Here is a 24,457-nt window from a genome sequence, read left to right as displayed (position 1 = left end):
GCCCCCGCCGGGTGTCGACCGATCAGTAGTCTGGAAGCGATGTCTGAACTGAATAACGAAGAGTCGACCAGTCCCGCATCCGCCGGTGAGCCCAGCTCGCCCGCCGACGTCGACGCCTCTTCGAATGCCACAGGAACCGCTGGTGAGACCGCCGGTGAGCTGACCGTCGCCGAACTGCGCGACTGGTTGCGCGACTGGGTTGCCACCACCACCGGGATGCCGGCCGAGCAGATCCCCGACGATCGGCCGATGGAGGAATTCGGTCTGTCCTCGCGCGATGCGGTCGCACTGGTCGCCGACGTCGAGGACAAGACCGGCGTCATCCTGACGGCCACGGCCGCCTACAACCATCCGACGATCGCCATGCTGGCCGAGCGGATCATCGAAGGCGATCCGGACGAGGGGCTGGAGTCCGACGCGGGCACCTTCTGGCAGCGTGAGCGCAGTCCGGACGACGACATCGCGATCGTCGGGCTGTCGACCCGTTTCCCGAAGGCCGGCGACACCCCGGACTCGACCTGGGAGGCGCTGCTGGAGGGCCGCGACGGCATCTCCGAGCTACCTGACGACCGGTGGACGGAATTCCGCTCGGATCCGCAGATGCTCGAGGTCCTGGAGGCTCGCAATCTGCGCGGTGGCTACCTGGACGACGTCAAGGGTTTCGACGCCGACTTCTTCCAGATGAGCCCCCGCGAGGTCGAGATGGTCGACCCGCAGCAGCGGCTGGTGCTCGAACTGACGTGGGAGGCGCTCGAGGACGCGCACATCCCGGCCAGCGACCTCAAGGGCGGTCAGGTCGGTGTCTTCGTCGGCACCTCGACCAACGACTATCAGCTGATGGCGGCGCTCGGCCTGGGCGAGGGCTCGGACGAGACCGCCGCCTATGCCCTGACCGGTACCGCAACCTCGATCATCGCCAGCCGGGTCTCCTACTTCTTCGATTTCCACGGACCGTCGGTGGCCGTCGACACGGCATGTTCGTCGTCGTTGGTGGCCGTGCACCAGGCGGTCCGTAGCCTCCGTTCCGGCGAATCCGATGTGGCGCTCGCCGGCGGCGTGAACATGATCCTCACCCCCGCCGCGACGGTCGGCTTCGACACCATCGGTGCCGTCGCGAAGGACGGCCACATCAAGGCGTTCTCGAAGGACGCCGACGGCATGGTGCGCTCCGAGGGCGGCGGCATGTTCGTCCTCAAGCGCATGGCCGACGCCCGGCGCGACGGCGACGAGGTGCTCGCGGTGATCGCCGGCTCCGCGGTCAACTCCGACGGCCGCTCCAACGGCATCTTCGCACCGAATCCCGAAGCGCAGGTGGAGGTTCTGCGGTCGGCCTACACCGATGCCGCGCTCGATCCGCGTGGCGTCGACTACATCGAGGCCCACGGCACCGGCACCATCCTGGGCGACCCGATCGAGGCGGACGCTCTCGGACGTGTGGTCGGCCGTGGCCGCATGGCCGACGCCCCGGCCCTGCTCGGGTCGGCGAAGACCAACTTCGGTCACCTGGAGTCGGCGGCCGGTGCCGCCGCGCTGGCCAAGGTCGTGCTCGCGTTGCAGCACAACAAGATCCCGGCGTCGATGAACTATGCGGGACCCAACCCCTACATCCAGTTCGACACCAACGGACTGAAGGTCATCGACGAGGTCGGTGACTGGCCGCGCTACACCGGCAGTGCTCTCGCCGGTGTCTCCGGCTTCGGCTTCGGCGGCACCAACGCCCACGTTGTCGTGCGTGAGGTCCTCCCGTCCGATCTCGAAGCGCCGGGGGCGGATTCCGATGGTCGAGTCACGGCGACGGAGTCGCGTATCGAGACCACCGCCGCCGATGCCGACGACGATGACGAGGAATACCTGACCGAGGCGGAGCGCGCGATTCTCGCGGCACAGCCGAAGGCCGAGGAGACGCCCGTCGAGACGGTGGAGAAGGATCCGGCCGAGGGCTTCGCGCCGTGTGCCGTCGAGGGTTCGGTTGTGCCGCTGGTTATCTCGGCCTTCCTTCCGTCACGACGGCGGAAGGCCGCTGCCGAGCTGGTCGAGTGGCTGGAGTCCGAGGACGGGCAGGCGACCCCGCTCGTCGACATCGGCCGTGCTCTGGCGCACCGCAATCACGGGCGTTCGCGTGCCGTGGTGATGGCCCGCACGCATGAGGACGCCGTGAAGGGGATGCGTGCCGTCGCCGAGGGCAAGGCCAATCCGCTTGTCTACGTGGCTGATTCGCCGGATGCCGCGTCGGCGGTGTGGTTGCTGTCCGGTTTCGGGTCGCAGCACCGCAAGATGGCCAAGCAGTTGTATACCGAGAACCCGGTCTTCAGGAAGTACGTCGACCGTGTCGATGCGATCGTCGAGAACGAACTCGGGTACTCGATCGCGGAGATGTTCCTCGACGACGAGCAGACCTACGGGATCGAGACCAGTCAGGTCGGGATCTACACCATTCAGGTGGCGCTCGCCGATACGCTGCGGCACTTCGGCGCCGAACCCGGTGTGCTGGTGCCGCATTCGATGGGTGAGGCATCCGCCGCCTACATCAGTGGCGGATTGTCGCTGGAGGACGCCACCCGCGTCATCTGCCAGCGTTCGCGGCTGATGGGCGAGGGCGAGTCGATGCTGGCCGGCGACGACATCCGTCTGATGGCGCTCGTCGAATACAGCGCCGAGGACATCAACGATGTGCTCGCCGACTACCCGGATCTGGAGATCTGCGTCTACGCCGCACCGACGCACACCGTGATCGGTGGTCCCGAACCGCAGGTCGACGCGATCGTCGAGCGCGCCGAGAAGGAGGGCAAGCTCGGTCGCAAGCTACAGACCAAGGGTGCCAGCCATACCTCGCAGATGGACCCGCTGCTCGGCGAACTGTCCTACGAACTCACCGGCATCGAGCCGCTGCGCCCCACGGTGGGCTTCTACAGCTCGGTCGACCGCGAGACCTTCTACCGGCCGGGTAGCGAACCCGTCCACACCATCGACTACTTCCTCAAGGGCCTGCGGCACAGCGTCTGGTTCAGCCAGGCCATTGCCAAGTCGGTGGAGAACGGACACCGGACCTTCCTGGAGTTGTCGCCGAACCCGGCGGTGCTCATCTCCGTTGCGGCCGTGACCTTCTCGGCCGGACTGCACGACGCGGAACTGGTCGAGACCCTCAAGCGTAAGGAGGATGAGAGCCACGGCCTCATCAACGCGCTGATGAAGCTGTACGTCCACGGGCATCCAGCCGATGTCGCATCGCTGTTCGGTGCGGGCGATTTCGCGGACATCCCGCGGACGCGCTTCGAACGCAAGGACTACTGGCTCAAGGCGAACCTGTCGTCGGGCGGGTCGTCCGGCAAGGTGCCCGGCGCCCATGTCGCTCTGCCGGACGGCAGGCACGCATGGGAGGTCAACGCCGCGGCGGTGTCGGATCCGCGTGAGCTGGTGCGCGCCGCGGCTGCCCAGGTACTCGCCGGTGCGACCGTCGGTGCCGACGCCACGCACGGACCGATTCCGAAGACCGGGACCGTGACCACCACCCTGAGCCCCCACCCCGGCGGTGCGTCGGTGACCGTGCATGCCAAGGAGGACAAGAACTTCCGGCTCCTGTTCGAGGCCGTCGCGACCGGCGAGATCGCGGACGGTGCGCAATCCGCCGTCGGCTCCGCCGATTCGGAGGCGCCCGAGCCGAAGACCGGGGCCGAGGCCTTCGCGGACAACAAGGTCGTCGAGGAACCCGCGGTCGTCGACAACATCGGCGATCGGTGGAGCCCGGATTCCGGTGAGTCCGTGGGTGATCGACTGGCGATCATCGTCGGTGAGTCGATGGGCTACGACCCGGAGGACCTGCCGCGTGAGGTCCCGCTCATCGAGCTGGGTCTCGATTCACTGATGGCGGTGCGCATCAAGAACCGCGTCGAGTACGAATTCGACATCCCGCAGCTCCAACTGCAGGCCATGCGCCAGGCGAACCTGGGCGACGTCGAGAAGTTCGTGGAATTCGCGGTCACCCACCGCGATCAGCTCGACGACCTGGCCGAGAATGCCGCGGGCGGTGGCGAACTCGACACCGCGGCCCTCAACGCCTACATCGACGAGCAGAACGCCAAGGACGCCGCGGCACCCACCGCCGAGCCCGTTCCCACCGCTGGTCGAGCAGCGGCGACGGAGGCCGCCCCGGATGCTGGTCGAGTAGCGGCGACGGAGGAGCCGCGTATCGAGACCACGCCCGCGGTCGTGAAGTCCGCCCAGCCCGCGCCTGCGACCGAGACGACCCCGGCGAAGGTCGATCTGTCGGATCAGGCCGCCGTCGCCGATGCCGCGGGTGCCGACGTGCCGCCGCGCGACGCGGCGGAGCGACTGACCTTCGGTGTGTACGCGGTGGTCACCAAGTCGTCGGCGGGTGGCGTGTTCAACAAGCTGCCGGTGCTGACCGAGGATGTGGCGCAACAGCTGACGGACCGGCTCAACGAGCGGACCGGCGGCGACATCGACGTCGAGGACATCCTGGACTCCGAGACCATCGAGGAGATGTCGAATTACGTTCGCTCCCACCTCGATTCCGGTGCCGACACCGACGGCTTCCTGCGGTACCTGCGGCTCGTGCCGGAGGGCAAGAAGGTCTACGACACGTCCGCCGGTGATCCCGTGCCGATGCTGCTCTTCCATCCGGCGGGCGGCAACACCTCGGCGTACGAGGCACTGCTGAAGCGTGTGCCCGACGATCAGCCGGTGATCGGCTTCGACCGCGGAACCGAGGGTTCCATCGAAGACCGTGTGCGCGAATATCTTCCGCGGCTTCGGGAGATCCAGCCGCACGGGCCGTACGTTCTCGTCGGCTGGTCCTTCGGCGGCGCGCTGGCCTACGGTCTCGCCCAGTTGCTGCGCGAGGCGGGCGAGGAGGTCGCGTTCGTCGGCCTCATCGACGTGGTGCGTCCCAAGGAAGATCTCATCGAGACGCCGGAGACGAAGCGGGCGCGGCTGGAGCGCTGGAAGAACTTCGCGATCCGCAATTACGATCTCGACGAGGACATCCCTATCCCGATGGATCGACTGGTCGAGGCCGACGACGAGGGTCAGTTCCAGATCATCATGGAGATGATGGCGATGAGCTCGACCAAGATCCCGGGCGGCATCATCGAGCACCAGCGGACCTCGTTCATCGAGAACCGCGCCCTCGATCAGATCGAGCCCGCACCGTACGACGGCAAGGTCGTCCTGTACCGCGCCGACCGAATGCATGACGGCGCCATCGAATTGGAGCCCAAGTGGGCCGAGATCGACGAGGACGGGCGCTGGGGAGAAGTGGTCGACGATCTGGAGATCCTGCACATCGGCGGCGATCACCTGTCGATCGTCGACGAGCCGTTCATCTCGAAGATCGGCGCCGACCTGACCCGCCGCATGGGCGACGTCTCGGCGTCCGAGAAGTGACACCGGAGAAAGTGGTATCGCAGTGACCGACACAACTGCCGCGAAGCTCGCCGACCTGCGCGAGAAGCTCGACGCCGCACAGGAACCCGGAGGCGAGAAGGCGATCGCCAAGCGGGCCGCCAAGGGTATCTGCTCACCGCGCGAGCGGTTGGAGATGCTGTTCGATCCGGGCACGTTCGTCGAGATCGGCGCACTTGCGAAGATGCCGGGTGCGGCGAACTCCGGCTACGGCGACGGTGTGGTGACCGGGCACGGCATGGTGCACGGACGACCTGTCGCAGCCTTCTCCCACGATCAGTCGGTCTTCGGCGGAACGGTCGGAGAGATGTTCGGCCGCAAGGTATCCGCGCTCATGGAGTGGGCCGGCAAGATCGGTTGCCCGATGGTCGGCATCAACGACTCGGCCGGCGCCCGTATCCAGGACGCCGTCACGTCGCTCGCCTGGTACGCGGAGATGGGCCGCCGCAACGATTTGCTGTCGGGTCTGGCCCCGCAGATCTCGGTGATCCTCGGCAAGTGCGCGGGCGGCGCGGTCTACACCCCTGCGAACACCGACATCCTCGTCGCCGTCGAGGACAAGAGCTACATGTTCGTGACCGGACCCGACGTCATCAAACAGACGACCGGAGAAGAGATCTCGGCGGAGGACCTCGGCAGCGCGCACAATCAGGCGAGGTGGGGCAACATCCACCACATCGCTGCCGACGAGAAGGCGGCCTTCGAGTGGGTGCGCGAGTACCTGCAGTACATGCCGTCGACCGCGTACGAGGAGCCGCCGGTGATCAATCCGGGCCTCGAACCGGAGATCACCGAGTCGGATCTGTCGCTGAACGACTTCATGCCGGACAACGACAATGCCGGCTACGACATGCACGACATCATCATCAAGCTGTTCGACGACGGCGCGTTCCACGAGGTGGCAACGCTGTTCGCGCCGAATATCATCACCGGCTATGCCCGCGTCGACGGTCAGAGCGTCGGTGTGGTGGCCAACCAGCCGAGTGTGATGGCCGGGACTCTGGACACCGACTCCTCGGAGAAGGCCACGCGATTCGTCCGCACCTGCAACGCTTTTGGCATCCCGCTGATCTTCCTCGTCGACACGCCCGGCATCCTGCCCGGCCTGGTGGAGGAGCAGAAGGGCACCATCCGGCGTTCGGGCAAGTTCCTGTTCGCCTACGTGGAGGCCGATGTCCCGAAGATCACCGTGGTGCTGCGCAAGGCCTACGGCGGTGCGTACGCGGTGATGGGCTCCAAGCAGCTCGGTGCCGACATCAACTTCGCCTGGCCGACCGCGAAGATCGCGGTGATGGGTGCGGAGTCGGCCGCCGCGGTGCTGACCCGCAGGCAGACCGAGGGGATGTCCGCCGCCGAGGCCGACAAGGTGCGCCGCGACTTCATCGGCTTCTACAACACGATGATGGCGACGCCGTACCTCGCGGCCGAGCGCGGCTACATCGATGCCGTCATCGAACCGGCCGAAACCCGGCTGCAGCTCCGAAAGGCCTTGGCGCAGTTGAAGGACAAGCGGATGATGCGCACGCCGCGCAAGCATTTCCTGATGCCCATCTGATCGAATCCACAGCGAGCACCGCTCAGCGACCTCGATGGCATCACACGCGATCGAGACCGCTGAGCGGTGTCGTCTGTGGACGGTCAGCCGACGGCGCCGCCGACCAGGCTGCCGATGGCGTAGGTGACGGCCATCGCGAGTGCACCGCCGATGACGACGCGGAGTGTCGGCCGCCAGGGGCGCGACCCACCGACGATCGCGCCGATCGCTCCGGTGAGCGCCAGTGCGACGAGCACCGCGACGAAGGTGACCGGGACACGCCAGTCCGCGGGCGGCAGGAGGATCGCGAGCAGCGGGAGCAGAGCACCGAGGGTGAACGAGACGGCGGAGGAGAAGGCGGCCTGCCAGGGGTTGGTGAGCTCGTGGGGATCGATGCCGAGCTCCGCGTCGACGTGGGCGCCGAAGGCGTCGTGCTCGGTCAGTTCCGTCGCGACCGTCGTCGCCGTGTCGTGGCTCAGTCCTTTGGCCTCATAGAGTCCGACGAGCTCTTCGAACTCGGCGTGCGGTTGTTCGGCGAGTTCACGTCGCTCCTTGGCCAGCAGAGCTTTCTCGGTGTCTCGCTGGGTGCTCACCGAGACGTATTCGCCGAGCGCCATCGACACCGCACCGGCCGCCAGACCGGCAATGCCTGCGGTGAGGATCGGTCCCCGGTCGACGGTCGCGGCGGCGACACCGACCACGATGCCCGCGGTGGAGACGATGCCGTCGTTGGCGCCCAGGACACCGGCCCGTAGCCAGTTCAGGCGATTGGCGAGGCCGCCGTCGGCGTGTGGCTCGGCGGAATGCTGGTGTGGCACCACGTCTTCGTCGTGCGGTTGTGCGTTGACCATGAAGCCACTACAGCGCGGATCGGCGGGTGGCGCAAGCAAGGCAGGACTGCCTTGCCCCGCGGCTTCGCGCTGTTTGGAAGGGCAGGCAAAGCTGTTCTACGGCTTCAGCATTGGCTGCCACGGGCTCGGTCCGGGATGGTGCCGTTCATCTGCACACCGGTTCCGGTCCACGCGAACGAGAGAGCGAACTGTCCGGTTGGCCGAGCGCTGATGTCATCGGGGTTGAGATAGCGATAATCGACGTCCACCGACGAACCGGTGGAACCGGTCACCGTCTGATATCCGAGGTTGCACTTGGTACCGGTGCCGAGAAATCGTCCGCGATGGAAGAGCAACAGCTGATAGGGCGATGATGCCGTCGCGCCCTCGGTGACGAGTTCCGCATAACTTAGGTCGCTGCAGGTGTTGTAGTTCGTCGTGCCCTCGAATGCCCAGGGCACGGCGGGGTTGTTCGAGAGTGGCGGTGGAATGCGGCCCGCGGCAGCCGCGATGGCCGCGGCCCCGTCGGTGGAGCAGTTCGCCGCCGGGGGATTGTCGTCGGACGTGGTTGTCCCGGGAGCGGGTTCCGGTTCTCGGGGTGCTGATGTCGTGGTCGGTGTCTCGGTCACGGTGATCACCGATGTGGCGGTGTCCGGAGTGGCCATCGGCTCTCCGGTTTGCGTGCATCCGGCCAGTGCGAGCGCGGCGGCGACCGCGACCGTGCCGGACGTGATGGGTCGTCTTCCGAGCATTGCTCCACCTCCCGATTGTGATCGGTACATCGGCCGCGTCGCGCGAGCGCGTTACACCGACCCTATGCCGGATGAATGACGGGAGGTGTCCGGCCTTGACATCGATTTTGGTTGTCGCATTGCATGGCGCCCACGACGAGCGGACCGGGAACACCGTGAGGTGCGGCCGCCGACAATCTCACGGGGGGTGCGATGCACGTCGATCCAGATGATCTTCGGGCAGCGGGGCAGAAGATCTCGGCCAACGATTCCGGACTCGACTCACAGTCGAACGCGAACGGTATCCGTAGCGGTGCCGCAGGTCTTGGCGGCACGGCCACTGCACAGGCGATGACCCAGGTCGCAGACACGGCGGAGACGGCGATCGAGATCGTTCGGGCACGACTGTCGACGTGGAGTTCTGTTCTCGCCCAGTCGGCGGAGGACTACCGGGGTGTCGATGTGCAGAGCGCCGAACGTCTGCGGGCCATGGGCGATTTCCACCGGAAGCCGGGGCGCTAGCGATGCGGCCCACCCGCTCACAGATGAATGGAATCGACTTCACTCAGATGCCGCTCGCCGCCGACACCGCGTCCCGGCTCGGGGCCGCCGTCGAGAGCGATGGACGGAACATCCACCGTACGATCGTCGGCCTGGACTGGTCCGGGAAAGCACGTGCCGCCGCGGAGATGCGGGCTGTGCGGGAGAGGACGCAGTTCGTTCGCGTCGGCGATGCGTTCGGCAAGCTGGCCGGAACGCTGTCGAGCGGTCATACATCGATGAGCCATATCGCCGGCCGGCTGAAGTCGCGGGCTGCGGGGTACGAGGCCGGTGGCTTCGACGTGGGCGACGACTGGACGGTGAAGGACGCCTACAATTACGGGCTCGCGGAGGCGATGTCACAGAACAATCCCGAGACGATGGCGCGACTGCAGGCGCTCAAGAATGACCGTGCCGAAGAGGCCCGCACCGCGACGACGATCCTGAACCGGTTGGCCTCGGAATTCGACGAGACCGACACGCGCTGTGCCGCTGCCATGAAGGCACATGGAGCCGACATCGGAGCACTGACGCCCATCGCATCGGCGCTCGGTGGCGGGGTGGCGGAGCGGATCGCGCGCAAGCTCTCCGATGGAAAGCCGTTGTCGCCCTTCGAGCGCAAGGTCCTGAAGGAGGGTGCCACGCTCCGGCCCGAGCAGCTCGACGCCCTGCGACACGGACGGCCTGCACGAATCTCCCAGGGGCAGTTCGATTTCCTGCGGGAGATCGCCGATGAGCTCGACGGTAAGACGATGGACCAGATTCTGGCCTTGGGCACCGAGCCGCATCATGGTGAGGTGCAGGGCTCCCTCGCCAACGCCACGCAACTCCTGGGGATGCCGGGTCTGCGCACCTCCGCGGGTGACCACGGCGGAATGGCGATGCTGCCCGCGACTATGCGAGATCTGTTGACGTCCAACCTCGTCGAGAAGAATCCGTCCGGATTGTCGAAAGCGTTGCTCGGCGCGGGGCCGCACGTCCCCAGGGCCCGAGAATTCGGGAAACTCGCGGACTTCCTGGCGCAGGGCGACGAACAACAGCGAGTCGGCTCGGACGTGAACAGAGGGTTGCTGAAGCAAACGTCGGAGCTTGCCGCGGCGGGTGAGGCACCGCGCGACGGCGCGGGTGGTTCGGTGAATGCGCGCGAGTTCGATCGAATTCTGAACACCGCGCTGAACGTCGGTGCGGCGGACAAGATTGCCGCCCACGACTTCATGACCGGTGCGAATATGAACGTGACGTGCACCGATGGTGGCCACTACAACGCAGGTATCCATCTCAATGGGCTGGCCGGTCAGGAGTGGACGGGCAACAACCCCGGCCTGCATAAGCTCTTCGACTGGGTGGGCGCCGATGCAGGTTCGCCGAACGCCGTCGATGCCACAAGGGCGCACCAAGCGGCGAGTGCACTCGGGCACTATCTCGGATCACCCGGTGATCTCGCCACGAATGGTGATCTGGGCCTGCGGAATCCCGAGCTGGCGAGGATCATGGCGACGACGCTGAGCCCCTATATCGGCGACTTCTCGGGACTCGAGGTCTTCGGTGCCGACCGGCTCGAACCCGGCGAACTCGAGAACATCTTCCGCTCGCTCAACACCGACGGCACTGCTGCGGCCACGCTCAATTCAGCGGCCTTCACATGGCAGAACATCATGGGCGAGATGTACGGCATGGACCCGTACCAGTCATGGCTGGGGCGCGACGCCGGTCAACTGTCCCAGGCAATGCTGGACGGCAACGCACACGCCGTCGAACACCTTAACGACAGTCAGCTCGCCGAGCGAATGCGGTTGTACACCAACCAAATGCAGGCCTTCACTCTGACGAAGGATGCTCTGGGGCTGGTACCCGGCGGTGCGCTCGGTTCGGCTGCTATGCAGCAAGCGCTCGCCGACCAGCTCTTCGGTGACGCGCCGGTCCGCCCGGACGGGGCACTTCGGGGGAATGACCCGGAGTGGATCGCTCAGCTCAACGATCCCGTGGTGAATCAGTACTTCCAGTTCGCCGGCTACGTCTCCACGCATCCGGAGGTGGCAGCACGGTATCCGCAGTGGTTCGACAGCGATGGACAGCCGGACTGGGGCAAGCTGGCAAACGACCGAGAATGGGTGGGGTTCATGAGTGATATATCGGACCGTTGGGAGGACGATTACTCTCGCGGCCTCAGGCGTCCGGACTGGCCGCAAGGACCCGACAACCCGAAGCCGGAGAATCCGAATGCGCCTGCGGCACAACCGTAAATCATACGATAGGCCGCTTATCGGCAGGGTGTGCGCGGTCCCGGTTGCTGCTCTTCTCGCGCTTACATGCGCGGGCTGCGAAGCGGGGACGCCGTCGACCGTACCCCATGTCCGGCCGACGGACGACGCGGCGAGTTATCCCATCGTCTGGTTCAGCACCCCGTACTTGGATCTTCGGTCACCTGACGGCACCTTCGTTCGTGGCATCGCAGAGTCCTATTACCTGCGAGCGCAGTTGGGACCCGGAGCCTACTTTCCTGGCTACGAGGCAGCAACAGACCGGGGATTTCGGTGGAGCGATGACATTCGCCCGCAGTTGGAGGCACCCCATGCAACCTTCATGTGGGCTGCACCGTTTCCAGAGCCCGACCCGCAAGGTCAGCCAGATTGGGCCCCTTTGTCTTCCGAAGTCGGAGGTGCTGCGATATGTCAGACTGCGCCTGGAACTTCCGATCCCGACAGTCGACTGTTCTTCACGTATCGGCGAGAAGGGCGGTCACCTCTGACCGAGCAGAGCGGTCCCGCCCATGCTCCGTCCGCGAGCGTGTTCGGCGACTGGCGGGTACTGGATTACATAGGGCCGACACTAGTGCGACGTCAACGCTGCGACGTCCCGCCGAAGCCGCTGTCGGTCATCGCGACACGATCAATCCCCGGTTGGCCCGGTAGATAGGTGATGACGATGGATTCGGAACTCCCGCCGATGATCAGGGCGGCGCTGCGGGCTCCGGTGGGCACGACGCCGGAAGAAGTCGAGGCACGCATCGCCGACAGCATCCCAGATCAGCAGCAAGATAACGGTTTTGAACACCTGTATCGGGATGCGCTTGACGAGTGGTGTGAGCGAAACGGCCGATACCGGGTTCCGTCATCGGTTGCTCAACAGATTGAGGCCCAGATCCGTGCAGATCTGGCGTGGGAACAGCGGGCACGTTGACGTGGCCCACAAAAAAATCCCCGCACAGGTAGGCCGACTGGATTATCCACTTCGTTGGGCTGTGGAGTCGAGTTTCTGTGGGAATCTTGGTGGCCGACAGCGCCGCTGAATTGCACCGACCGTGATCAGAAGACCCGCAGGCCGAGGCGTCGGCGAAGGCGCATGTCCAGCAGGTAGGCGTGCATGAGCGCTCGATACGACCAATTCGTCACCGGGTCGACCTTACGGAATGCAGCCAGAATAGTGTTGTAGCGCTTGTCATCCCGGGATGTCCATTCCCAGCCCATCATGGTGCGGAACTCGGGAGGGAGCCCGCCGCGGATGAGGAAGGCGAGGGTGCCGCCCGCGGTCTTGTGGAGCACGGTGCCCGCAGTCCCGAGGCGGATCTTCAGGTAGGAGAGGTCGGACAGGTCCTGCAGGAGTTGACGTACCGGTGGATCGATCGACATCTCCGGTAGCTGACTTTCCCAATACTCCAGCAGGGCAGCATAATTGCCCGGCCACTGTCCCTCGTGCACATTGAGGGTGGTACCCAGCCACCGCGCGTCGAGCACCACATCGTCCCGTTCCTCGGCCGAGAGCGGTCCGTAGAGCAGTTCGTACTGGTCGACGAAGAACTTCACGAGGCAGATCGCCACCCACAGTTGGAGCCGGGAGTCGTTGGCGCTGTAGCGAACCGGACTGTCGCCCGTCGAATACACCTCGCCATGAATGCGTTTGACGGCTTCGTGGACGAACGCCCGGTCGTCGTCGGTGCCGAAGAGCGCGGTCGCGAGGAACAGTCCGGTGGTGCGGGCACGCTTGATGGGGTGCTTGATGGCACTGCCGGAGTCGACACGGCTTTCCAGGACGCCATAGCCGACCTTCGGGTGGGCCAGCTGCATGATGACGTTCGATCCCGCGATGGTCGGACCCAGTGTGGTGATCAGGTCGCCCGGTACCCGCACATGCCGACGCCGACGGACCGCACGGGGAACATCCTGATGCTGGTAGGTGACCGTCATTGAGACTCCTCCGCCGTGGTGTCTCAATAGGTTACCGATCGATGGCGACCTTTGGCGATAGTCTGAACGATGGGAGATCGGGAGATGGCCGTGCAGATCGTGCTCGCACAACCGGGGGACGCGGCGACCGCCGCGCGCCTACAGGTCGAGTTCGACCAGGAATTCGACTCGCCGACACCTCCGACCGAGGTGCTCGAACGCCGTTACCGTGCGCTGCTGGCTGATCCGGCGGCATTCGTCCTGTTCGCCGGCGATGCCGCACAGCCGACGGGATACGCCCTGGTCACGCTGCGGCCGACGATCTACTGCGACGGTCCGCTCGCGGTGCTCGATGAGCTGTACGTGGTGCCGGCGCTCCGCGATCAGGGGATCGGCACCGCCCTGCTCGAACGCATGATCGCGGAGGTACGGGCCCGCGGGGGCGGCGAGATCCACATCAATGTCGACGAGGTCGACACCGACACCCGGCGCTCCTACGAGCGGCATCACTTCGTGAACATCGAACCCGGCACCGACTATCGGATGCTGTGCTACATCCGCGAGCTCGATCAGTAGCCGCTCGACCGGAGGGGAGCCGGATCGAACAAGCCGGACCGGGTCGCGGTGCCGATCTCCAGCTGCGCGGGCGGAGCCGGATTGATCTCGGTGAAGCGTTGCAGGCCACCCCAGTCACGGCCCCAGTTGTTGCGCAGGTAGGTGGGCAGCAGCGTCGGGGTGAGCATCGCCTCGGTGATGCCGAGGGGACCGCCCGCGGTACCGGACATCCAGGTCTGGCTGTTCTTCCGGGTCGCCTCCTCGTCGGGCAGGATGCGCCAGCGCGGCACCTCCAGAACACCGTTGCTCACCCGCATCGGCCGCTGGCAGGGGAAGACGAATCCGGGCAGCCAGTCGATGAACACCGGATCGGTCCGTCCGACAACATCATTCAGGGTGCGCAGCGGAGTCACCCGAGGCGGGGTGATCGCCACCCATTCCGACGGCGCGCCCGCGGTGTCCTGGACCTCCACGCGCACCACGTCGGCCCGCGGCGGCGCATCCGCCAGCGGGAAACGGAGATTACGCCAGATCGGGGCCTTGCCGATGTCGATGGGTGACATCCGGCCGACGGGTCGTACGCTGCCGTCCGGCGCGGTACGGCCGAACTGGACGGTCACCTTCTGACCCGCGTGGACCACACCGATGCCGTCGACGGCCTCCACCGAACCGGCGACAGCCATCGTCAGCAGGGGTGCGTCGTCGCTGCGAGCGGGCAAGCCGTACCAGCCGGTGGTCAGCGAACCGGTCCCGGTCGGTGAGCCGTAGCTGCCGAGCACCGGGGCCCGGGCCGGATCGAGACCGAACGGCAGCGCAACGGTCGACCCGTTGATGCCGCGCGTACCCCGGCCTCCGCCGGTGCCGCCCTGAGCGGACGAGCTGTTGGCAGTGGATTCGTCTGCGCCCGCACCGGATTGGGCGGTGTTCTGGGCGGACGCCGTCGACGAGTCCTCGACGGTCGCATCGACGGAGAGCTTCGACGGAACGCCTTCCGGAGTGAAACCGGCCGACGGGGGTGAACCCGCGAGCGTGGCTCCGGCGGAGGGGGCGGGCCGATTGCCGAGGCGTGCGGGTTGTAGCAGACCGGTATTCGGATCCGCTTCCACCAGAACGTCGTTCGCGAGCGCGCAGGGATTGCCCGCGATGGCGCGCGCGTTCGAGTTCAGCCACGACCAACTGTCCCGCTGCTCGTAGGCGGCCTTGGCGAAGGAGGCCACCATGAACAGCACCATGAGCGCCGAGATCACCGGCAGCGGAGAGAACTTCAGCTTGGACAGCAGACCGGAGGTACGGCCGGTACGGGTCCGTTCGCCGACGAAGTCGTCGCGGAAGTGGAACCACAGGCCGACGAGTGCGGTCGCGACGGCGAGCGCCATGATCACCCAGCCCAGGCGGATACCGGCGATCGCCGGCGGACGATCCCACCACGGGATGCCGTAGCCGCCGACGAACCACCAGCCGTTGGGACCGGCGAAGGCGATGGCGGTGACAGCGAGCACCGCGGCGGCGAAGAAGGTCCGATTGCGGCGCGAGCGAAGGATCGCGGGGGCCATCATTGCGCCCGCCGCGGCGGCGAGGGCGGCGGCGATGCCCGCGTAGACACCGAAGTGGTGCGTCCACTTGGTCGGCGTGAACGCGATGAAGAACATGGTGCCGAGCATGACCGCGATCAACCGCCAGATCGGTGCCCGGGCAATACCGTTCGGATGCTCGCGGCGCAGCAGTCGCAGCAGGACGACCACCAGGCACAGGATCATCATCAGGATGCCGTAGCGGCGCGCCAGGGTGCCGTCGGCGGTCGGCAGCAACAGGTAGTAGTAGCGGATCGGCTCTTCCCACCATTCGAGTGTGGGGCCGACGTCGGTGGCGACCTTGTTGCCCGCGACGAGCGCCATCAGAGGCTGGTCGAAGAAGATCTGGTAGAGCACGGCGGTTCCCGCCGCGAGGATCGGCATCACCATGGGCAGCAGCCCGATCTCGGCCCGGCGACGGACGATGGTCTTGATCACCGGCCGGATCCCGGCGAGAAGCGCAGCGACGGCCATCAGGCCACCGGGTGCGAGCGCCAGGGTGAAGGCGGCGACGATCACCGCGATCGCGTAGGGGAGCATCCGGCGCGTGGCGATGGCGCGTTCCGCGCAGCACCAGGTGAGCAGCGCGCCGACGGCCTCGGCCGGCTCGGGACGCAGACCGTTGTTGAACGGCAACCAGATCGCGAGGAAGACGAACGCCGCCGACCACACCGCGGGGGTCGAATTGCGCACCGCGCGACCGAGACGGGGGATCACCTCGCGGCTGAGCAGCCACCAGCCCAGCAGCCCGAGCAGGAACGCGGGCAGTCGCATCCACGGAGCCGCGAGACTCACATGACTCATCGCGGAGATGACCTGGAAATGCCAGCCGAACGGATCCTGCGGGACGCCGAAGTAGCGGAAGTAGTTGTCGGCGTATCCCGCATCACCGGTGATGCGGCCGACGACGAAGTTGTAGCCGTCGTCGGAGGTGTTCGCCCCGGCGAACCACCAGAACGCCAGAATCGCGAAGACCGCGACATCCGGACCACGGATGGTCCACCAGCCCGCGGGCAGGAATCGCTTGTGTCCGCGGCCGTCCCGGTGGTCGAGCACGCCGAGCGCGATGAGCGACAGCAGCGTCATCACGATGCCGACGACGATCACGGCGACCTTCAGCGGCGTGGGTGTGCTGACATAACGGGTGTCGATGGTGGCGTGCAGACGGAGTCCGTCACGCGATACGTCGGCGGGCAGATCGGAGTACACGCCGACGATCTGCGGGCGCATCTCATGATCGGCGACGGTGAAGGTGAGCAGTCCGTCGCCGCCGACGCCGACGATCCGGCCGCGTGCACCGGTTCCGTCGGCCGAGAACTCGATCCGGCAATCCGGGTTCGCCTGTGCCGCAGCACGATCCGTGGTGAGGATGACGACGTCGCGGTCGGTCACGACCAGTGATTCGTCGGTGGCCCGAATCATCAGCGCACGCGCGGCCGCATCCTGACCGCCCTCGGGGATGGTGGACAGCAGCAGACCGCCGTCCCGGGGAAGGTCACGCGCCAGCGAGCAGGGCACCGAGACGTCCATGTCGACCGGCACGAACGACACCAGCGGTGCGGCGACATCAAGATTCGGCCCGCTGGTCTTCTGCTGCGGCCAATTCAGTTCCGCGGTGGTCTGATTCACCGGCAGAAGCGGCGTGATCAGTGCCATCACAAAACCGAGAAGCCCCGCCACCACCGCGACGATCTGCGCGATACGGGTGCGGCGCGTCCTGCTGGTTGCCATCGGAGTGTCAGTCGTCATCGGATTGCGGCTCCACCCTGATCGATCCGGTTCGCGACCATCCCCACCGCGTGGCCTCCTGTGTGCTCACCCGTACCGCGGCGGCATCGGGTACGAGCGGTGTGAGTCGTTCCAGCGCACCCCAATCCCGCGCCCAGTCGTCCTTGAGATACGTCGGTACAGCCTTTGCCGACGTCGTTGATTCGGAGATCGACAGCAAGCCGCCGTCCACTCCGGCCTGCCAGGTCTTCGACTGCGAATTGGTCAGCGGATAGTCGGGGAGGATGCGCCAGCGCGGGACCTCCGCGACACCGTTGGTGATCCGGAGTGCCCGCTGGCACGGGAAGTGTGCGGCCACCGAGAAGTCGATCAGCGACGGAGCGTTCTCGCCGACGACTTCCTGGAGTGTCTGCAGCTTCGGTGCTCGCGGCGGGGTGATCCCGATGAACTGATACTGCCCGAGGTTGTTGTCCTGCAACGACAATCGCATCGCCGTCGCGGCCGGAGGTGCGGCGGACATCGGCACGCGAAGATTGCGCCACGGTCGGTTCGTGATGACCGGTCCCGGATCGATGGGCAGCACGTCGGGGCCGAGCTGCTCGAAATCGCCGTTCGGGCCCGGCTTTCCGAACTGCACGGCCAGACGCTGACCGAAGTTGCGCACCCCGAAGGTGTCGATGGTGGACACCGCGCCCGCGGTGCTGAACACGAGCAGTGGTGAGGCGTTACGGGCGGGTAGCTGGTACCAGGAGGTGGTGAGTCGTGCCTCGCCGCCGAAACCGTAGCTGCCCAGTACCGGGGTCTTCGCCGGATCGAGGCCGAAAGGCAGTGCGGCCGTCGAGCCATTGACGGTCCGGGGGCCGGTGCCGCCGGTGGTGCCCGCGCCCAGTCCGCCGGTGATCGCGAACGGCCGCGCGACGCTGGCCGATACATTCATCTGACCGGGTCGCTGGCTGCCGGGTTCGGGGGACAGGTCACCGGGGATGCCGTCGGGGGTGAAGCCGACGGGTTTGTCGCCACGCAGCGCGTCCGTGGCCGATCCACCGCGCGCGGGCGCCAACATCCCGGCGTTCGGATCCTGTTCCACGAGAACCTCGTCGGCCATACCGCAGTGGTTGCCGCGCAACGTGTTCAGGTTCTCCGACAGCACGGTGATCGCGGGCTGTCGTGCGACGGCCGCCTTTGCGAACAGCAGGAGTTCGGCGATGACCATGAGCGCCGCGACGATCGCGATCGGCGAGGACGCGAATGCCCGGCGCTTACGTCCGGTGCGCTCCGTGCCCTGCACATAGTCGAGGCGCAGGTGCTGCCAGACCGCGACTGCCGCGGTGACGACGGCGAGCACGAGGAACATCGTCGACACCGGTTTGCCCGCGAGCACCGGGGCACGGTCGAACCAGGAGATCCCGTAGTCGTAGACGAACGGCCACGCGTTGTAGCCCGCAGTGGCCGCGGCGAGTGCGAAGAATAGGCCGGACATGAAGACGGTCAGGTTTCGCGGCGAGCGGGCCGCCGACTGCGCGACGGCGAGTGTGGCGGTGGCGGCGATCGCCGCACCCAGTCCGGCGAAGATCCCGAACTGGATCGTCCACTTCGTCGGGGTGAACACCAGGAACAGCAGCGTCACGCCGATGGAACCGATCAGGCGCCACGTCGGACCGGGATTGATGCCGCGAATACGGTTGCGGCGCAACATCACCGCCACGGTGACGATCAATCCGGCGAAGACCAGCAGCACCGGGACGCGACGCGTGAGGGCACCGTCGTCGGTGACCACGGACAGGAAGTAATACCGCATGTACTCCTGATGCCAGCTGATCACCGGGCCGACCTGATAGCGGATCTTCATCGCCTCGACGACCGTGGCCAGGGTCTGGTCGCGGAAGACCAGGATCAGCACCAGCATGCCGGCGGCGAGTAGCGGCGCCACCAGCGGCAGTGTGCCGGTCTGTCGGCGACGAACCAGCAGTACGCGCAGCATGGGCCGCGCCGACACGATGAGGATCGCGACGGCGATGATCCCGTGCGGCGCCAGGGCGAGCGTGAATCCCGCGGTGATGGCCGCGACAGCGGCGGGCAGTAGTCGATGTGTCGCGATCGCCCGTTCGGCGGCCCACCACGTGAGCAACGAGCCGAGCACGATGATCGGTTCGCTGCGGAGGCCGCTGTTGAACGGCAGCCAGAACGCCAGGAAGGTGAGAGCGGCCGCCCAGATGGCCCAGGCGTTGCTCCTGATGCCGGGGCCGAGTCGCGGCAGCAGAATCCGGCTCAGGATGTACCAGGAGACGAGGCCGGCCACCAGCGGCGGGATGTGCATCCACAGGATCGACGGCGAGATCGACGACCAGTGGGCGAGGAAGCTGTAGTACCAGTCGAACGGCGCTTCGGGGATGCCGTAGAAGCGGTAGTAGTTCGCGAGGTAGCCGGACGCGTCGGCGGCGCGGCCCATGGTGAGGATGTAGCCGTCGTCGGCGGTTCCGGCGCCGATGAACGTCCACACCAGGAGCACGGCGGTGACCGCGATGTCGGTGGGTCTCGGGATGAGTGAGCGTGCGAGCGTGCGACGGTCGCCGACACGCCGGTGGTGGCCATGACCCCGGTCGAGGAGGAACAGCGCGAACAGCGAGACGAGGACGGCGATGACCCCGAGGATCATCACGATGAGCTTGAGGATCGTCGGTGAGCTGACGTAGCGGTTGTCGATGGTGACGTCGGCTCGCAGTCCGGCGGCCGCGGCCGCCCGCACCTGGTCGGTGCTCAGCGTCGAGAAGATGCCGTCGACCTGTGGGCGTTTCTGCGGTGGCAGGGTGCCCGCCGGACCGATTCCCTCGAACTGTGCGCCCGCCTCGGCGGGCGTCGCCCAGATGTGCAGGGTCCGGCAGTCGCCGAGGCGGTCGCGTGGGGCGCTCGCGGCCAGGGTGTTGCGGAAGGACACGCTGATCGTGTCCCGTCCGGCGGTGACGACGAGTGCGCTGCTGCTCGCGTTCTTCGCGCCCGAGGGCATCGTCGCCAGGATGCGCCCGGCGTCGTCGGGGAGAGTGGCGAGCACCGAGCACGGGATGCGGATCTGCAGGTCCGCCGGGGTCTGGGCGATCAATGGAGCCACGATCGACGACGACTCGGCGCTCAGCTGCTGATCCTGCGGCCAGCTGAACGACGCATCGGTTGCCTTCACCGGCAGGAGCGGGGTGATTCCGCACAGGACGACGCCGAGCAGTCCCGCGATGACGGCGATGGTGCGGGTCATGGTCGCCCCTGTGGCAGGGGGCGTGGCAGCGGGCTCGGACACGGTCTCCGATGGTATCGGGTACCCCGGCGCCCGCCGGTGAGCCGCTCACCTATTCCGTTTCTGCTCACCCGGTTGAGTGAGCAGAGACGGAAAAGGTGAGCGCGTAATGCTCCGCTGTCAGCGCGGTCCACGGCTGTGGACTCTCGCGGCGGGACTATCCGCCGGGCGCTCCCCAGGGGCGGGTGCGGATATCCGTCACCGACAGGCGTTCCCGGTTGTCGTCGGTCTCGTCGAGGGCGTGGCCGACGGCGATCATGGAGACGATGTCCCACCCCGGCCGTGGGTGCAGGTCGTCGGTGAGCCCGTCGAGATCGAAGGCTCGGAACTGGTGGCACGACAATCCGAGAACCTGTGCCTGAATGGTCAGATGCGCGACGGCCTGGCCGAGGTCGTAGTCGGCGAACTCGGAGTAGGGCATCGACGGGTCACCGTCGACGCGACGATACGCGGCGGTCACGATCAGTAATCCCGCGTCGGCGGCCCAGCGTCGCGAACTGCCGGCCAGCCGTTGGGAAACGACTGCGTGATCGGCCGAACCACGATGTGCGACAAAGAATCCCCACGGCTGGGAGTTGCCCGCGGACGGGGCCCAGCGCGCGGCGTCCAGTAGTGCGTCGACCTCGCCCTCACTGACGGCACGTCGAGGATCGAATCGGTGACTGCTGTACCGCGCCGCCAGCACCGGGTGTCGGCGGCCGTCCGGCGTGCAGTCGGTCATCGTCAGTACCGGATGGGTGCGGGACTCCACAGCCCGCTGCGGGTGGCCTTGCCGATCTCCAGGTCCGCGAGGGTGGTGACGTCGCCGTACGGCGTGTAGCGCTCCAGGGAGCCCCAGTCGCGGCCGATGTCGCCCTGCAGGTAGGTGGCCATCGCGGTGGCGCGCTGCGACACCTCGAGCCAGCCGAGCGGTCCGCCACCGAAGGAGTCCTGCCATGCGGACACGGCGGCGGCGAGGTCGGCGCCCGGCTTGATGCGCCACTTGGGGATCTCGGCCACGCCGTCACGATGGTTGAACGGACGCTGGCAGGGGAACACCAGACCCGAGGTCCAGTCCACGTGTGTCGGAGCCTCGCGGCCGACGACCTCCTGCAGGGTCTGCATCTTCGGTAGGCGCGGCGGCGTGACCACGATGAAGCGGTCCGTCGTCAGATTCTCGTCCACGGCGACGATCCGCACCGCGGTGGCGTCCTTCGGCAACGACGACGTGGTGACCCGCACATTGCGCCACGACGGGCGTGGGCCGGGGTCGATCATCTCGGTGCTGCCCGTGGCCTTCAGCGAATCGTCACGGGTGCCCGGCTCGACCGGGTCGATGGTGTACTCCAGCAACAGGTTCGGGTTGTCGAAGAGGCCTGCCACCGAGAAGGTCAGCAGTGGCTGATCGCGGAAGTCCGACGGCAACGCGTACCAGGCGGAGGTGAGTCGGGCGGGCACCTGATCGGTGGTCGAGTAGCTGCCCATGACCGGGGTCTTCGCCGGATCGAGGAAGAACGGGAGGCGGGCGAAGCTGCCGTTGACGCCCGCCGTCGACGACCGGCCGCCGCCGGTGCCACCGGTGTTGGCGGTCAGCACGTCCGGGGATGCGGCCGCGACGCCGGCCAGTACGCCGAGGGATCCTTCGCTGGCGGTGGTGTCCAGGTCGAAGGGGACGCCGTTGGCGGTGAAGCCGGAGGTGGCGGAGCGGGCCGAATCCTCCGGTGCCACAGTGGGTCCGGAGAGCGGGTCGGCGATCGACCCGTCGACCGGTGTCAGCTGGAATCGGCTCGGATCGGATTCCACCCACACCTTGTCGGCCATGCCGCATTCCTTGCCGGACAGGGCTTCCAGGTTGGAGCGGGGTACCGAGTAGGAGTCGCTCTGCTGGATGCCCGCGAAGACCGCGGTGATCACCAGGAAGATGACGATGCCCGCGGAGACCCAGGCCAGCGGTGCCGCGGCGAGTGGCCGCCACAGGCGCTGGTACCACTGCTCGTGTGATCGGGCGGCGGGCGGCGCCGAGGCGTCGGTGAAGGGCTCGCGGAAGTGGAACCACAGGGCCAGCAACAACAACAGCAGGGAGGCGTAGAGGAACAGGTTGGCCAGCGACATGCCGATGCTCACCTGCGTGACACCCCACGGCATCCCCCACGCCGACGAGTAGAAGAAGGAGTTCGGTGCGGTGAATGCCAGGCCTGCGGTGAACAGGACGAGCGCCGCGAACAGGGTCCGGTTGCGCCGGGACTGCATCACCGCGTCGCTGGCCGCGATCGCCGCGATGGCGGCCAGGGCGGCGGCGAGTCCGGCGAATACCCCGAAATGGTGGGTCCATTTGGTGGGGGTGAACATCAGGAACACCAGCGACGCGAAGGTGATCGCGACGATGCGGCGAGACGGTCCGAGCGCGGTACCGGGAATCCGGTTGCGGCGGATGAGCATGGCCGCCGAGACGACCAGGCCGAGGATCATCGCGAGTACGGCGAAGCGTCGCGCGATCGAGCCGTTCGCGGAGAACTCGAACAGCGACGAATAGCGGTCGATCTCGTTGTACCAGTGCAGCGACGGCCCGAGCGCGGTCTTCATCGACGATGCGTCGAGGAAGGACGTCAGCGTCAGGTTCGAGAACACCACGAAGATCACGAAGGTTCCGGCGGCCAGAATCGGGGCGATCAGGGCGACGTAGGCCCATCGCCCGCCACCGATCACCTTGGCGCGCTTCACCAGCGCCAGGATCATCGGCCGCGCTCCCGCGATCAGCGCCGCGACGGCCAGGAGCCCGGTGGGTCCTGCGGCGAGGCTGAACGCACCGAAGAGGCAGGCGACCGCCGCGGGCAGGAGACGCCCGGTTGCGATGGCCCGCTCCACCGAACACCAGGTCAGCAGGGCGCCCAGGCAGATGATCGGCTCCGGGCGCAGCCCGTTGTTGAACGGGAACCAGGATGCCAGGAACACGAAGGCGGCGGTCCAGCCGACCGCCGGGCGGGTGATCGCGGCACGGCCGAGCCGGGGCAGGACCTCATGGCTGACGATGAGCCAGACGCCGATCCCGCAGAGCAGAGCGGGCAGGCGCATCCACGGGCTGGCCAGACTGACGTGGCCGAGGAGGCCGAAGATCTCGTAGTACCAGCCGAAGGGCGCTTCCGGCGCGCCGTACCACCGGAAGTAGTTAGCGGTGTACTGCGCGTGCTGGGCCACCCGCGACATGGTCAGCAGATAACCGTCGTCGGAGGTGTTGGGGCCCACGAAATGCCAGACGACCAGCAGCCCGATGACGACGTAGTCGCGGGCGTTGAGCCGCCACCACCGTGCGGGCAGGAACCGGCGATGACGCCGGCCGTCGGTGGAGTCGAGCGCGGCCAGCGCCATCAGTGACAGCACTGTGCACACGATGCCGACGATCAGGACGATCCACTTGAGGATGGTCGGTGCGGTGGAATACCGGGAGTCGATGGTGGCGTGCGCGCGGAGGCCGGGCATGTCGGCGGCCGGACCGGACAGATCGGTGAACAGTCCGGTGACCTGGGGCCGCTGATCGGGGTCGATCAGTTCGCGGTCGGCGGTCGTGCCGGTCAGCGGCTCGTCCTTGTCGTTGTGCATGCCGACGAACTCGGCGGTCACCGCATCCGAATCGGCGTGCACGACGATCTCGCGGCACTGTTGTTCGCGGATCTGGGCCAGCGTCGCGGAGACGAGCGGCAGGTTGCGGTTCACGACCTCGACGGTCTGCCGGTCGGCGGGATCGCCGGGCTGACCGGTCTTCCGGATGAACAGTCCGCGTTCCGGCGACTTCTCGGCCTGCCGCGGTGTCGTCGACAGCAGGGTGGATTCTCCGTCGCCCAGCTGCTCGATGGCTGAGCAGGGCACCGATGCCTGCAGGTCGATGGGTACGTAACTGATCAGTGGCGCGGCGACGGAACCGATGCGGCCGTCCTGCGGCCACGAGATCTGCGCGGTCGTCTGCTGGACCGGCATGAAGGGGGTCGCCAGAGCCATGACAAAGCCCAGCAGACCCGTGATGATGGCGGCGATCCTGGCTCGCCGAACCGTCTGCGCAGGCACAAAGACACATGGTAATGGTTGCGTTCCGGGCGTCGGACCGACGCTGGATTACGCTGACAG

Annotated in this window: 13 protein-coding genes; 6 read left to right on the top strand and 7 right to left on the bottom strand. The window is 66.8% G+C overall.

Annotated elements, in window-relative coordinates:
* Positions 1-39 precede the first annotated feature (39 nt).
* Complete coding sequence (gene pks13, locus AC4JJG_RS15965; RefSeq protein ID WP_495398472.1) at positions 40-5,403, top strand: polyketide synthase Pks13; 5,364 nt, start codon at positions 40-42, stop codon at positions 5,401-5,403.
* A 22-nt stretch (positions 5,404-5,425) separates the two neighbouring features.
* Positions 5,426-6,976: an acyl-CoA carboxylase subunit beta gene (locus AC4JJG_RS15960; protein WP_495398473.1), complete on the top strand. Its 1,551-nt coding sequence runs from the start codon at positions 5,426-5,428 to the stop codon at positions 6,974-6,976.
* Positions 6,977-7,059: 83 nt separating this feature from the next.
* Here the strand turns inward: AC4JJG_RS15960 and AC4JJG_RS15955 are convergent, their stop codons facing one another.
* Together AC4JJG_RS15955 and AC4JJG_RS15950 are read right to left on the bottom strand one after the other, a co-directional pair.
* Entirely contained in the window at positions 7,060-7,806 is a 747-nt protein-coding gene (locus AC4JJG_RS15955; RefSeq protein WP_495398474.1) for a VIT1/CCC1 transporter family protein, read from the bottom strand.
* A 104-nt stretch (positions 7,807-7,910) separates the two neighbouring features.
* Positions 7,911-8,537 (bottom strand): LppP/LprE family lipoprotein, encoded by a 627-nt coding sequence (locus AC4JJG_RS15950; protein WP_495398475.1) that lies wholly within the window; start codon positions 8,535-8,537, stop codon positions 7,911-7,913.
* Positions 8,538-8,729: 192 nt separating this feature from the next.
* Here AC4JJG_RS15950 and AC4JJG_RS15945 point away from each other — a divergent pair, with 192 nt between their 5' ends.
* From AC4JJG_RS15945 to AC4JJG_RS15935, 3 genes are all read left to right on the top strand, one after another.
* Complete coding sequence (locus AC4JJG_RS15945) at positions 8,730-9,038, top strand: hypothetical protein (protein WP_495398476.1); 309 nt, start codon at positions 8,730-8,732, stop codon at positions 9,036-9,038.
* Between the two features lie 23 nt (positions 9,039-9,061).
* Positions 9,062-11,299, top strand: a complete 2,238-nt coding sequence (locus AC4JJG_RS15940) for a TPR repeat domain-containing protein (RefSeq protein WP_495398477.1) — start codon at positions 9,062-9,064, stop codon at positions 11,297-11,299.
* A gap of 682 nt (positions 11,300-11,981) precedes the next feature.
* Entirely contained in the window at positions 11,982-12,236 is a 255-nt protein-coding gene (locus AC4JJG_RS15935) for a hypothetical protein (protein WP_495398478.1), read from the top strand.
* A gap of 125 nt (positions 12,237-12,361) precedes the next feature.
* On the opposite strand, the gene AC4JJG_RS15930 is transcribed toward AC4JJG_RS15935, so the two are convergent.
* Positions 12,362-13,240 (bottom strand): oxygenase MpaB family protein, encoded by an 879-nt coding sequence (locus AC4JJG_RS15930; protein ID WP_495398479.1) that lies wholly within the window; start codon positions 13,238-13,240, stop codon positions 12,362-12,364.
* A gap of 84 nt (positions 13,241-13,324) precedes the next feature.
* Between AC4JJG_RS15930 and AC4JJG_RS15925 the strand changes: the two genes are divergently transcribed.
* The gene (locus AC4JJG_RS15925) at positions 13,325-13,795 is read left to right on the top strand and encodes a GNAT family N-acetyltransferase (protein WP_495399575.1); all 471 of its coding nucleotides are present in this window, start codon (positions 13,325-13,327) and stop codon (positions 13,793-13,795) included.
* On the opposite strand, the gene AC4JJG_RS15920 is transcribed toward AC4JJG_RS15925, so the two are convergent.
* The 4 genes from AC4JJG_RS15920 to AC4JJG_RS15905 all read right to left on the bottom strand — a co-directional run bounded on the left by AC4JJG_RS15920 (position 13,789) and on the right by AC4JJG_RS15905 (position 24,397).
* Entirely contained in the window at positions 13,789-17,094 is a 3,306-nt protein-coding gene (locus tag AC4JJG_RS15920) for an arabinosyltransferase domain-containing protein (RefSeq protein WP_495398480.1), read from the bottom strand. The two genes, AC4JJG_RS15925 and AC4JJG_RS15920, sit on opposite strands and share 7 nt — an antisense overlap.
* A complete protein-coding gene (locus tag AC4JJG_RS15915) occupies positions 17,084-20,320 on the bottom strand; it encodes an arabinosyltransferase domain-containing protein (RefSeq protein WP_495398481.1) in 3,237 nt (1,078 codons plus the stop codon). Before AC4JJG_RS15915 ends, AC4JJG_RS15920 begins: the two co-directional genes overlap by 11 nt.
* Before the next feature lie 196 nt (positions 20,321-20,516).
* The gene (locus tag AC4JJG_RS15910; protein ID WP_495398482.1) at positions 20,517-21,080 is read right to left on the bottom strand and encodes a nitroreductase family protein; all 564 of its coding nucleotides are present in this window, start codon (positions 21,078-21,080) and stop codon (positions 20,517-20,519) included.
* 2 nt (positions 21,081-21,082) lie between these two features.
* Positions 21,083-24,397 carry an arabinosyltransferase domain-containing protein gene (locus tag AC4JJG_RS15905; protein WP_495398483.1) on the bottom strand — a complete coding sequence of 1,105 codons (3,315 nt, stop codon included), beginning with the start codon at positions 24,395-24,397 and terminating at the stop codon, positions 21,083-21,085.
* Positions 24,398-24,457 lie beyond the last annotated feature (60 nt).

This window comes from Gordonia sp. B8661-1 (assembly GCF_059427765.1).
The sequence above is the reverse complement of the archived record's forward strand: the minus strand, read 5'-3'. Positions and strand labels throughout refer to the sequence as shown.

Bases quoted from the DNA above. Each gene is read 5' to 3' on its own strand.
- AC4JJG_RS15930 (WP_495398479.1), bottom strand. From the start codon at position 13,240: ATGACGGTCACCTACCAGCATCAGGATGTTCCCCGTGCGGTCCGTCGG.
- AC4JJG_RS15935 (WP_495398478.1), top strand. From the start codon at position 11,982: ATGGATTCGGAACTCCCGCCGATGATCAGGGCGGCGCTGCGGGCTCCG.
- AC4JJG_RS15950 (WP_495398475.1), bottom strand. From the start codon at position 8,537: ATGCTCGGAAGACGACCCATCACGTCCGGCACGGTCGCGGTCGCCGCC.
- pks13 (WP_495398472.1), top strand. From the start codon at position 40: ATGTCTGAACTGAATAACGAAGAGTCGACCAGTCCCGCATCCGCCGGT.
- AC4JJG_RS15955 (WP_495398474.1), bottom strand. From the start codon at position 7,806: ATGGTCAACGCACAACCGCACGACGAAGACGTGGTGCCACACCAGCAT.
- AC4JJG_RS15920 (WP_495398480.1), bottom strand. From the start codon at position 17,094: ATGACGACTGACACTCCGATGGCAACCAGCAGGACGCGCCGCACCCGT.
- AC4JJG_RS15925 (WP_495399575.1), top strand. From the start codon at position 13,325: ATGGCCGTGCAGATCGTGCTCGCACAACCGGGGGACGCGGCGACCGCC.
- AC4JJG_RS15915 (WP_495398481.1), bottom strand. From the start codon at position 20,320: ATGACCCGCACCATCGCCGTCATCGCGGGACTGCTCGGCGTCGTCCTG.
- AC4JJG_RS15910 (WP_495398482.1), bottom strand. From the start codon at position 21,080: ATGACCGACTGCACGCCGGACGGCCGCCGACACCCGGTGCTGGCGGCG.
- AC4JJG_RS15940 (WP_495398477.1), top strand. From the start codon at position 9,062: ATGAATGGAATCGACTTCACTCAGATGCCGCTCGCCGCCGACACCGCG.
- AC4JJG_RS15945 (WP_495398476.1), top strand. From the start codon at position 8,730: ATGCACGTCGATCCAGATGATCTTCGGGCAGCGGGGCAGAAGATCTCG.